This window comes from Marinoscillum pacificum, assembly GCF_024714495.1.
Lineage (GTDB): Bacteria > Bacteroidota > Bacteroidia > Cytophagales > Cyclobacteriaceae > Marinoscillum > Marinoscillum pacificum.
In genome coordinates, this window is the sequence record NZ_JAMZMJ010000019.1 from 1 (window position 1) to 13298 (window position 13298).

General features: G+C 41.5%; 7 protein-coding genes. All 7 read right to left on the reverse strand.

Annotated features, from left to right (window positions below; translation table 11 throughout):
- Positions 1-933 (reverse strand): glycoside hydrolase family protein (locus NXS00_RS25100; RefSeq protein WP_258102046.1); only part of this gene is annotated, 933 nt, incomplete at its 3' end.
- Positions 934-1059: 126 nt separating this feature from the next.
- Entirely contained in the window at positions 1060-2088 is a 1029-nt protein-coding gene (locus NXS00_RS25105) for a glycoside hydrolase family 43 protein (RefSeq protein WP_258102047.1), read from the reverse strand.
- A gap of 1 nt (position 2089) precedes the next feature.
- Positions 2090-4792 (reverse strand): family 78 glycoside hydrolase catalytic domain, encoded by a 2703-nt coding sequence (locus tag NXS00_RS25110; protein WP_258102048.1) that lies wholly within the window; start codon positions 4790-4792, stop codon positions 2090-2092.
- A 51-nt stretch (positions 4793-4843) separates the two neighbouring features.
- Positions 4844-7102 (reverse strand): RICIN domain-containing protein, encoded by a 2259-nt coding sequence (locus tag NXS00_RS25115; protein ID WP_258102049.1) that lies wholly within the window; start codon positions 7100-7102, stop codon positions 4844-4846.
- Positions 7103-7150: 48 nt separating this feature from the next.
- Complete coding sequence (locus tag NXS00_RS25120; protein ID WP_258102050.1) at positions 7151-8236, reverse strand: glycoside hydrolase 5 family protein; 1086 nt, start codon at positions 8234-8236, stop codon at positions 7151-7153.
- 109 nt (positions 8237-8345) lie between these two features.
- Positions 8346-9875, reverse strand: coding sequence for a RagB/SusD family nutrient uptake outer membrane protein (locus tag NXS00_RS25125; protein ID WP_258102052.1), 1530 nt, complete (start codon positions 9873-9875; stop codon positions 8346-8348).
- Positions 9876-9894: 19 nt separating this feature from the next.
- Complete coding sequence (locus tag NXS00_RS25130) at positions 9895-13215, reverse strand: SusC/RagA family TonB-linked outer membrane protein (protein WP_258102054.1); 3321 nt, start codon at positions 13213-13215, stop codon at positions 9895-9897.
- Positions 13216-13298 lie beyond the last annotated feature (83 nt).

Consider the following 13298-nt stretch of genomic DNA (forward strand, 5'->3'; position numbering starts at 1 on the left):
AAATGAATACTTATCCCAGTCAGCGAAGAAGGTGTAACCAGATACCTGATACCATGGTCCATTCAGCTGATCCGCCACAGACAATCCATAAGATACTCCAGGATATTGCTCATAATATAAATACCAAACTTCTCCATTTGGTGAAGGAATTAACATGGGTGCCTCACGAAAATTAGGACTGATAGGGTCAGATAAGTTTTCATAAGGTCCGAATAAGTTATCTGAGCTGGCGATACGAATGGTTTTTCCGGTCACCCAATCCAATGTCGGGTAGCGCTCATCTTTAATAACCGTCCAGTACTTACCTTCCGCATTTCTAATGAACACATCGATGGTTCCCATGTCCCAATCCAACAATCGCTGTGGGGTTTTGGAGAATGTCTTCAGATCCTTGGATGTGACATATAAAGTTCTTTGACTTGCCCAATAGCGCTCTGGATCTTCTCGAGTACCTTCTTGATGCGGCGTGTGCCAGGTCATGACATACTGTTTACTTGGCTCATCGTAGAAAAGCTTTGGAGCTCCAATTCTTTGCAATGCTTCACTATAACCAGGAGTCTTTTTCAGATCAGGCGTATACACGCTATGTTTTTTCCAACTCACTAAGTCTTCCGAAACCCAAATATTGATATCAGGAGAAGCATCACTTTGGTTCCCTGCTATGTAGTACCGTCCATCATGTCCTTTTACGATATCTGGATGACCATGATAATCTTCAAATACTCTTTTACCAGCATTCAATCGATACCAGTGCAAGCCATCTAAGCTGACGCTATAATACAACTCACCATAATCCTGATGAGTCATGTGAGCAAAAAGATAAGCCTCATTAACAGGTTTCTGACCAGTTTTCACCTGCCCTGGAGGGTTTGGCTGTTGAGCCATAGCTGCACCGATTATCAGTGCAAAAAATGTTGTTAGTAGATATTTCATTGTTTTAAATCGTTTTAAACATTGGATGGCTTACCATTTCCAAACCGAAGTTCTTTCACAGTAAAGCCATCCGCAGGTGTGATCGTATATACTTTTTAATTCATCAAAATCACTTAGTCTAACAGGTTAGAATAATTCAGTCTCAAGCACTCTGTAACTATCTTCTTCTGCTGACAATTCTTCTCCATCAAATATCAAATTGATAATTCCCGTCTTTCGTGGATGTACAGCATTGGTTGAAAAGTGAGTATGTAAAACGTATTTCATTTCTCCACCATCGATGATCAAATCACCATGCCCTGCTCCTCTCTCACCGAAATCATTTCCATGGATGATAGGGTTATTTACTGATTTGGTCCATGGTCCTAACGGGTGATCACTAGTGGCATATCCAACCGCATAATCTGGATTTCGAAAATCATTTGCTGAATAGATCAAATAATATTGACCATTTGCCTTAAAGACTGTTGGTCCTTCCGCTACTGACCAGGAAGCATTTTCTGTATTTTCCCAAGGGTCTTCAGCGGCAATGATTTCTTGTAAGGTTTCTGATTTGATGGATGCTAAATCATCGTTCATCTCTGCCACATAGATTCGATTACCATCTTGTAAGCGGACATGATAGAGATATTTCGTTCCATCGTCATCTATGAAAACAAACGGATCTATTTGTTTTTGTGAGTTATCAATCGAAGTACCATTGTTCGTAAACAGCCCTAATGGATTACTACTCCTGGCAACACCAATCTGTTCATTGGCTGTATAGGCCATGTAGAATTCTTCTTCATAGTGCAGGACTTGGGGTGCCCAAAACCCCGTGTTACCAAAAGCAGCTTGCTCACTTAAAGCAAAACCCGAAGCAATTCCATTTGGTCCTTCCCAATTGGTCAAATCAGATGATGTGAAAACAAGAAATCCCTTCCCTTTTGATTCCAGTGAACCCTGCGAGGTTCCATATAAATAGTAGGTATCTTCTGATTTGAAAATACTCGGATCTGCTAAATATACGGTACTAAAGACCGGCTCTTGTGGTTCCTCCGGTTCCGGCTCATCATCAGGTTTTTCAGCATTTTCAGCACACGAAAAATTCAAGAGTAGAATCACAAGAAGATATACCCATTTATAACTTACTCCAATGGTTTCGCGAAACTTCATATTACTCATTATTCAAAATTTTAAATTCATACTTTCCAGAGCCAAGCTGAAGTACCAGGTCTGATCCTGAAGTTTTAGTAGCGATAGTAAGCGCTCGATTATTCATCAATACCTCCTTATCAACTGCATCTGGCAGCACTACTTTGCCTGTAGTATTTGGTGGAATCGTCACACTAATTGCCAACGCCGTACTATCCATCCTCCAAGAAGATTCAATCAAACCATAACTACTTTCAAACGATGCCTTAGCATAACCCAATCTCGAGTCTGGATGTGGGTTAAGAAGTAACTCTTTATAACCTGGGGCAGCATTATCTATTCCAGCTACTACTCGATACATCCAGTCGCCAATAGCACCGTAAGCATAGTGATTGAAAGAATTCATATCTGTGTTTTGGAAGCTTCCATCTGGTTTTTGCCCATCCCATCGTTCCCAAATAGTAGTTGCTCCCATAGTGATTGGGTAAATCCAGGATGGGAAAGTCTCCTGAAGTAATAAATCATATGCCACATCGGCACGTCCATTGTCAGACAATACCCGACACAAGTAGGGAGTTCCTAAAAAGCCCGTAGATAGATGATTTCCACGATTTCTGATGTTGTGTACCAGTCGATCTATTGCTCCATCACGTTGTGCATCGTCAAGTAAATCAAACATCAAGGCCAACACATAAGAGGTCTGACTATCAGACAGGATTAAACCTGATGGAGTCACATAAGCTTGATTGAATGCTTTTTTGATTTCAAGAAACAGTTCTCTGTACTCGTCCGCCTCCCTGTTTTTACCAAGAACTTCTGCGGTGTTAGCAAGGATGGAAACGGAATATGCATAAAACGCTGTAGCGATTAGATCGGGATCGGTATGACCGTCTGGTTCGGTCCAGAATTTCAACTCTGGCTTATAAAACAGCCAATCTCCGAAAACACTTCCTCCTTGCCAGAGGTAATCATCTCCTGCGCTTTGCTGAACATAATTCACATACTTTTTCATGGCTGGATAGAGCTGCGACAATATTTGACGATCTCCATAGACTTCATACATGGTCCATGGAGCGATAGTTACCACATCAGCCCATCCCGCTGACGCACGAAAATCCTCCATCACATAAGGAACTACAAAAGGAACAATCCCAGCAGAATCTTGAGCAATCGGAATATCCTGCAACCATTTAGTGAAAAATGGAGCTACATTCATGTTAAAAGAAGCTGTTCTAATAAATGCCTGCGCATCTCCTGTCCAGCCAAGTCGTTCATCTCGCTGTGGGCAATCGGTTGGAACATCCAGGAAATTGCCTTTTTGTCCCCATTGAATATTGTGCTGAAGTTGGTTGAGTTGTGGATTGGAGCATTCGAATGAACCGGTCGGCTCCATATCTGAATGAATGACTACTCCGGTAAGATTCTCTTCTGTGAGTTCTCCCGGAAAACCTTCAATCGCTAAATAGCGGAATCCCATGAATGTAAATCGAGGTTCATAAACCTCATCTCCATCACCTTTTAAAGTATACATCAAGGTAGCTTGGGCAGCTCTTAAATTGTCTGTGTAGAATTCCCCGTCACTATCAAGAACTTCTGCGTGTCGGATGGTGACCTGAGTTCCTGCAGGTCCATTTACCTTAAGCTTAACCCATCCTACCATATTTTGTCCCATATCCGCAACCAGAGTTCCCATTGGAGTCTTCCAGATTTTCACTGGTTTGATCTCTTCAATCCGCCTTACTGGTACAGTTTGAGTACTGATTAGTTTCTCGGCACCTTCGGCACTAACAGTAACTTGCTGCCAATCACTATCATCAAACTTTGTACTATTCCAACCAGATTTTTCCTTTCTAGCATCATAGTGCTCGCCGTTGTACAAACTATTCATAGTAATCGGGCCGTCCATTGTACCCTTCCATTTCTCATCACTGACGATGGTTTCTTTTGATCCATCCTGGTAGGTGATTTCTACCTGACATATCAGCCCAATCTTGTGACCATAATGAGCCCAATTATTAGGTCCCCAAGCCAACTGACCTCTATACCAACCATCACCAATATAGGCTCCTATGACATTCTCACCCTGTTGGATATTTGATGTAACATCATATACTTGATATTGGATTCGTTCTTCATAGGACGTCCACCCTGGAGCAAACACCTGATCGCCAACAACTTCTCCATTGAGATGCAATTCATATAATCCATGGGCTGAAACATACGCTCTTGCTGAGGTCACCTTTTTGCTTGTAGAAAATGTTTTTCGGACCATTGCCGCTGGACCAGAATGCTTTTCTTCCTGAATAGGCTCAATCCACATAGCTTTCCAGTTGGAAGGGTTGATCATACCTGTTACCCAATATTGTGGTGTGCTCCAATCAGATCTCTTTTTATAGTTATCCCAAACTCGGACACGCCAATAATATCGTTGGTTTGGCACAAGATTCTCGCCATCATATGAGACTAAAATGGATTGATCAGATTCAACTTTACCTGTGCCCCACTCCAAATTCTTAAACTGCTTTTCCATTGCAACCTGAAGTTCAAAAGCAGCTTGCTTCGTGTTATTTCGTTCCGCATTCAGTTTCCAGCTAAATCTTGGATGCTCCTCGTCTATTCCGATTGGATTCGATTTAAACTCAACGGTTAAATCAGCTACAGAAAGCTTCTGAGAAAACCCCAAACCACCTGTGAGAAGTAAAAGAAGGAAGACTAAATGACGCATACTTGATGGATTTTAAAAAAACCGCAGGTGAAAGCACCTGCGGTTTTTGATTTAGTTTTTAATAAGTTTTTGAGTGAATTGTAATTCATCTGAGGAAATGGAAATAAAGTAGATGCCTCCACTTATACCTCCTAGATTCAGTGTATGGTAATTACTCCCTGCTGTACTTTGAAATTCTTCATGATAAACTTCTTGTCCCGCGGTATTGGTAATTCTTAATTCAACTTTCTGTGAACGCTCATTACCAAATCGTATTTGAACTTCATCAGCAACAGGATTTGGGTAAATAGTCAACTTTGATTCTGAATCTAACTCCTCCACACCAGTCACAATTCGCTGACTCTGAGAAACTGATTGCAATGACCATCGCTGACAGTCGCCACCAAGCCACGTCCACTGCTGCACATTGGCACCGTCCGCAGTGGAACACTCAGAAACATCCAGTACCTTCAATCCATTTTTAGAAATGATTTTGAAATATCCAGACTCCACTTCTTCAAATCCCCAACGCTGACAATTGGCACCTGAACTTGTCCAGGTTTGCACATTCCTACCACTAGTAGACAAGCAGCCATCCACATCTAGCGCCAAACCACTCACATTACTCAGGATTTCATAGTAGCCATCAGGTGTTGCATTGATGGTCCATCGTTGACAGTTAGCTCCATTCCATGGCCACTGTTGCACGTTAGCACCTACAGCTGTAGAGCATCCAGAAACATCCAATACCTTGTTGCTATTTTTAGACGTGATGCTGTAAGATCCAGCAGGAATTTCATTCGGACTTACAGGTTCCAGCTTCCATTGCTGGCAATCTCCACCTAACCATTCCCACTGCTGAACATTCTGTCCATCAGCATCTGAACATGCGTCTACATCCAATACTCTTCCACTATTTTTAGAAACCAGTCTGAAATATCCTGCACCTGTCGGCTCGATATACCATCGTTGGCAATCAGCGCCATTCCATGGCCATTGCTGTACATTACCGCCATTAGAAGTAGAACAGCTGTTTACTTCTAGTGCTTTTCCACTCAGCTGTGAAGTGATCTTATATTCACGATTACCAAGATATTCGATCTTCCATCGCTGGCAATCACCACCAGCCCAAGGCCATTGTTGTACGTTGGCTCCATCGGCATCACTGCATCCACTGACATCAAGTGCTTTGCCACTGTGTTTAGCCGTTAATCTATAAACTCCATCCGCAAATGGCGCATTGAATGGACCAATACCTGAGAATACACGACACTCTTTATTCGAAAGCTGAATGATCTCTGAACTACCTGAGCGAGATACGTATTGTGAACTGTAGTTACCGCATGGATTGGTACCATCGCTCGGTGTAAACAAGGGTGAAGATCGCTCTGCCCAAAGTCCTGTACCATTTGTAGAATTGACCATATACTTCTGGCCATTCTCAGCAACATTCACATTGGCTCCATTTCGAAGAACTTGCCCTGCTACAAGCAATTCACCATTGGCAGTACCATTATCTATCCAGGTCACAGTAGGTGCGTGCGAAAAGTGATTTCCGGAAACAGATTCTATTCTGGTCCCTACAGCGGAGACAGCCCCCCAGTTGACTCCATCTGCAGAAGACCGAATAAACGCATCACAACTGTAAGTTGGACCGCATATTTCATAGACCATGACATAATCACCATTTGGCAACTTGCTAATCGTTGGCATACCCGGACGCTGATCATTGTCTGGGATACCAATATCTATGGTCTCACTACTCCATGTAGCGCCACCATCTGTAGATATTTTATGAGCAATCAGCTGATTGTATCCAGACCCCTTATGCTCTTCAGATGCATAATACATGACCAGTCGACCAAAATCATCAATTATGAACTCAGCTTCCCACAATCCAGTATTTCCTGTTACCGGAGTGGAAAAATACGACCAGGTATTTCCTTGATCCGTACTCTTATAAATCTTAATCGCTCTGCTAGCTGGCGGGGCTCCATTATGGGCAGAAACTGCCCAAAACAGTGTTCCTGCAGTCGTAGCTCCCATATTCACAGGCATTTCATACAGTTCACTACAACATGTGTTAGCAAAGCCATTTTCTGTGATGGTTGCAATCTGCGACCAGCTGATCCCATCATCTGTACTTTGGTAAATATGACCAGCACCGATAACATCGAAACTGGCAATTAATCGACCATTGGCAGCTCCATTTGCTGCCAGTCGAATTAATCGAGGATAAAATGAGTCTGTATCCTCTAACAGAACTTCTTGAGCATGCGCATAGATGCTCATTACTACTAATAGAATGAGTGATGTGAGTTTTCTCATCATTTTGTGGTTTTAATGAAACATTGATTAAGTCACACCTGCAATTCTCAATCAGTCAGCGGAGGTTAATTCTTTTATTAGATCGATCTCTTCTTGACTATAAACAGATCCATCTTGACGGAAAATATCATGGAACCAAACTTCTGGCTCTTCACCAGATTCGATTGGGGTATCCCATGCATAAATGGTATTGCTTTTACCTGCAACCAAACCCCAGTTAATGGCAGCAATCTTATTTTCTTTAAGCATCGGCATGATTGCCTCAAATGTGCTATTTCTAGTTCTAGCCATGTACTCAGTACACAACAGTGGCTTTCCGTATTGCTGTAGAGAGTCAATCATCTGTGCATGAGTCGCACTATCCTGATAGTTGTGATAGGTGATGACATCCGAATTCTCTAACTGGAATTTATTCAGGTTGGTCAATTTAAAATTCCAAACTCCTGCAGATAATGGTTGTGATGGATTGACCTCTCTCCCCCATTGGAAGACATTTTTCAAAAGTGGCATCGAACGATCACCATATCCTGAATTACCCGGCTCGTTATACAAATCCCAAAGTAGGATTCTCTTATCATCTGCAAAGTGCTTCAACACATCCTTTACATAGGCTTCAAGATCTGTCATCTTCTCAGGTGAGTCATAAATCAATTGACCCGGATCTTGTACCCATCCTGAGTTATGTGTTCCCACCTTAGGTTCTGGCTGTACTCCTGCAGCATACGTATTGTTCCAGCAATCATCGAAGAATACGAACATGGTAGAAACACCGTGCTGGTCAGCAATGGATAAATATTGATCCATTCGTTTTTTGAATCCTTCAGGATCCTGCTCCCATGCCAGGTGATGCAAATACACGCGCATTAGATTCATACCGATTCCTTCTGCCCAGCCTAACTCACGATCAATTACTTCTGGATTGAAAGAGTCTGCTTGCCAGGTTTCTAGTTGATTGATAGCAGTACTAGGGTTAAAATTAGCACCTGCAAACCAGGGTTTATCTTGATACCATTCGTTTGCTTGCTCTTTACTCCAAACAGATCTGGTAAATGGTTTTTCTGGAGTTTCGGAAGTTTCCTTTTTAGGACTGCACGCTGCCAAAAGTGCTAGTAGTAAGACTGGGATAAAGTGTTTCATGAGCCGTAGAAGTATTTTTTATATAACGTTTTGCTTGTCTTTTGGCAAAACATCTGCCAGGGCAGCAAATGCTGCCCTAACAAATGACCAAAATGTATGAAGAAGAATTTTAGTATTCTAGATGTTGATCCAGATTAGGATTGTTTTCTACCTCAACTTGTGGAATCGGTAGACGGTGTGATTTTCCAACAACGAAGTTGAAGAAGTCAGGATCTCTTTGAGCGATTTCATCTACACTAGATTGTGAATCCAAATCACCCCATCTTTTTAAATCCATCCATCTGGTACTTTCACCACATAGTTCTAGTACGCGCTCCATTTTCAAACGATCAAGGAATGCATCCTGATCACTTCCGATAGATGGATATGCTGTTGCTAACGGAGCCATATTTGCTCTAGAACGCACTCTATCCACATATTGATACGCTTCAGCTGTATTTCCTAGTTCATTCAATACTTCAGCGTATAACAATAGAATATCCGCATATCTGATCAATCGAAGATTTACCTGAGAAAAATAATCCTCATTGTCTCTGTAGTAATCTCTTTGGTATTTTCTGAAATACGCATCCTGATCACCCCATTGCCAGTCTCTGTTATAAGTCTTGTCTCCGAAATCAGCTTCCAGACCAGAATACAATGCAGAATGTCTTAAACGTTCATCCAGGTTACCATCCAGATCAAGTTCTTTTTTGAACTCTTCGATCACCCAGTATCTCAATTGACCATCAGACCAGCCAATACCTCCTGGTGCGAAAAATTGTGCTCTGTTATTACCCATACTAGCATTTGGCACTTCACCATCACCACCACCATAGTTTCCATCAGAGAACTGGATTTCGAATACAGACTCCACATTGTTTTCATTCATGTGGGTGAAGTTGTCTTTGAAGTTTGGAACCAGATCATATAGATCCTTGCCATCACCAGTTATGAAATAATCCAACGCCGCTTTAGCATCTGGCCACATACGCTGTTGCATGTACGTTTTAGCTAAGAATGCATACGCAGCACCTTTTGTTGGACGACCGACATTCGCTTCATCCCATGTAGTAGGAAGAACATCTACAGCTTCATTTAAATCTTGCTCAACCTGAGCAAAAATCTCATCCATCGTTCTTTTTGCTGGCAAATCATCCGGATTAGATGGTTCTAAAACGATAGGTGCATCTTCCCAAAGAACAGCGATATTGAAATAGTAGAACGCTCTGAAGAATTTGGCTTGCGCTAATATCAACTCTTTTTCAGCAGCATCCATATCAATATCCGGCACATTAGCCAATACTTGATTACATCTGTAGATCGCCTTATAATGATCTCTCCAGGTGATTACCTGACCTTCCCAGAAGTTATAGTTCACATACTGGAATCTAGTCCAATCCCCTAGTTCGATCCATGGACTTTTACTGTAACCAATATCTGAAGTCAAGTCATATCTAAAGTAAATCCATCTACTCCAAAGCCCTGGCTTATACTGCATCGCATAGATCGCATTGACACCTAGTCTAGCGTCATCTGCTGTTGACCAAAACTGTGTTTCAGTTAAGGTATTAGGGTTTTCAACATTTAAACGGTCTTCATCACAGCTGTAAAGCGTCATGCCAACCATTAGTAGAAATATGTATTTAAGATTTTTCATTTCGCTTTGATTTTTAAGATTAGAATCCAAAGTTTAATCCTACAGACATGGTTTTCACGTTCGGGAATGCTCCCAGATCAAACCCTCTCTCATAGATTGTCGGTCCTCTGAATTCAGGATCTAAGCCTGAATATTTCGTAAGCGTAATTAAGTTCTGACCAGAAATAGATACTTGTGCAGTTTGGAAACCTACTTTTTCAAGGAATCCTATTGGCAAGTTGTAAGCCAAGCTGATGAATTTCATTCGAGCAAAATTGCCGCTCTCCAGCCATCTGTCGGTATCTCCTCTAGAGTTCAACGTAGTACCATAATATGCTCTTGGTGTTTCTGTATTAGGATTTTCTTCAGTCCATGGTTTAGTACCAGCTTGATAGTTTGAGTTATCATCAAATCTTCCCATCACAGAGTTGGTAGCACTGTAAACAGTAGCACCAAGTGAGCTGAACCAGGTCATAGAAAACTCGAAGTTCTTATACGAAGCATTGAAGTTCCAACCAAGCTCTACGTCAGCCCAAGGACTGCCCATCACCACTTTATCATCATTTGTGATCTGTCCGTCTCCGTTGTGATCTACAAAACGAATATCACCAGGTTGAGCTGTCGGCTGGATTACCTGACCCTCATCATTTTGATAGTTCAATACATCATCAGGACCCTGGAAAAGACCATCCGTTTCCAAAACATACCACATTCCGATTGGGTTACCTACTTCTGTTACGGTGTTCCCAACGTAGATGTCATTTCTATCATAACCTAATGACAATACTTCATTTTTGATCGTCGTGATATTCAAAGAAGTGTTGTATTTAAACTCCTTAGCTGCTTCAGCATACGAAATGGTGAACTCAAAACCTGTGTTTCTCAAAGAAGCAGCATTGACAAATGGATTACCTCCGTCATTACCTGTAGTAATAGCGATTGGTGCTTGCGTCAAAACATCATCTGTTGTAGAAATGTAGTATTCTGCTGTTGCTGTCAATTTATCATCGAAGAAACCAAGATCAACACCAAAGTTGCTCTGAGTCAAAGTTTCCCATCTCAAGTTGTTGTTTGCTAACTGCACGTTAGTTGCGGCACCTTCTATATGCTGATCTGCACCAATTGCAATAGTTGGGAACGTGTTGATTCTCTGCTGATAATCCCAGTATCCAATATTGGCACTACCTAGTGTTCCATGATTGGCTCTTAATTTCAAGTTTGAAATCAAACTGCTATTAAAGAAAGCTTCATCACTTACTCTCCAACCTGCAGCTACAGATGGGAAAGTAGACCATCTATTGTCAGGACTCAATCGCGAAGTACCGTCTCTTCTGAAGATTGCAGAGAAAATGTACTTATCATCATAGGTATAGCTCAAACGACCTAGGTAAGAGATCAATACTGCTTGTTGACGAAAACCTGTCACAACTGCTTGATCACCTTGATCTAAAACAGTATAGTATTCACCAGTACTTGGATTTTGAGGAAGATTTCTCTTAGTTCCTTCTATACGTTCATACTTATCATCCTGATAGGTTTGACCTAGAAGGACATTTAAGCTATGCTTTCCGAAATCCTTATCAAAGTTTAAGGTATTCTCCACCAATAAGGTGCTTGAAGTTCCTCTGTTTTCAATCGCTATTGCTGGCTCATACGGCTGATTCAACGTCCAGTTACCCTCTTTTCTCAAGAACTGGTAATGATCAAAACTTGTGTTATAACCAACATTCAATCGGTATGTCAAAAAATCAACTGGCTTGATTTCTGACCAGAAGTTTCCACGAATTCTGAAGTTCTCATTCATTCGATCGCTGTAATCTGCAAGCGCAACAGGGTTAGTACCAAAAGTTCTAGCGCGTGCTTCATTTCCATAGCCATAACCACCTGGGTTGTTTTCATCATATACCGGTATAGTCGGCATCAAACGAACCACATCGATAATTGGATTACCTGACATTTCATCTGCCTGAGCATTGGTAATGGCCAGGTTCTCACCAACACTGAAAATTCCTTTCTTAGCTGAAGTATTGACTCTGAAGCTCAATCGCTCAAAGCCTGTACTAATTACCGTACCTTTATTTTCGAAATAGTTACCGGAAATCAAGTAAGTACCATTAGGACCACCACCCGAGAAAGACAAGTTATAATCCTGAATTCTTCCCGTTTGGAAAGTCTCATCTTGCCAATCTGTGTCATTTGTCATGTCATGATCCTGACGAGGAACACCCGCATTATCATAGGCCATGTTATTAATTTCAATGTATTCATCTCTATCTGCTAAATCATAACGCGGCATTTGCTGAACACCAGTCTTACCTGAGAATTTCACCTGTAGTGGACCTTCTTTTCCTTTTTTGGTGGTAATGATGATTACACCATTTGCAGCACGAGAACCGTATATGGCAGCTGCCGAGGCATCTTTCAATATTTGGATAGACTCAATGTCATTCGGGTTGAAATCTCTGTTGGCCGTGGTAATCATCCCATCAATAACATACAAAGGAGGCTGACCTGAGAAATTACTCAAACCTCTGATTTGAATTTGTGCTTCACTACCCGGCTGACCACCACCACGAATGTTCACACCAGTAGCTAAACCTTGCATCGCCTCAGCCACTGTAGTAGCCTGACGCTTTTGAACTTCTTCCGTTTTGACTACAGAAACAGCACCTGTCAAGTCAGCTTTTTTCTGCTCTCCATAACCCACAACTACTACTTCTTGCAAACTAGTATAGTCGAGCTTAAGTTGAATATTGAATGAAGTCTGTCCTGTAAATGCAATCTCTTGTGTTTGATAGCCCACAAAAGAAAATACTAATGTTTGTGCATCTTCTGGCACTTTAACCGTAAAGCTTCCATCAATATCAGTGATAGTTCCGATACTGCTATTCTTCACAGCTACAGTCGCACCAGGCAATCCTTCACCATTTTCATCAGTCACTTGACCTGTAATAGTCATATCTGCCGGAGTACCGAATGATTCAAGGACACCATTCTTACTTCGTTGATTTTTATCAACATGAATGTGCTCGTTGATCCGCTTAAATTGAACATTGGCTTTCTTAGAGATTTCCTCCAGAACGCTTCCCAAATTAGCAGATGAAGAAATGGTAATTTTCTTATTCCTAACAAACTTGTTGTTATATGTAAAAACAAAGTCTGTCTCATGCTCTATCTCTTTGAAGATGGCCATGATATCGGCATCTTCAACTTTTAGGTTGATATCAATTTCATACAAGCTCTTGTGCTGTGCCACACCAGCTCCTGCGTGCAGCATACCAGCGAAAAGTACCTGTAGAAATATGACGTTAAATAGGGGTTTGGACATAATCAATATTTCCCTCAGTAGATTATTTTTCATACTTTTAAGGTGTTTTAGTGAATAATTAGATTGCTAGAACTAACCCTTGCAACCGGAGTTCCCCAACTGTTTGGATGCGAGGG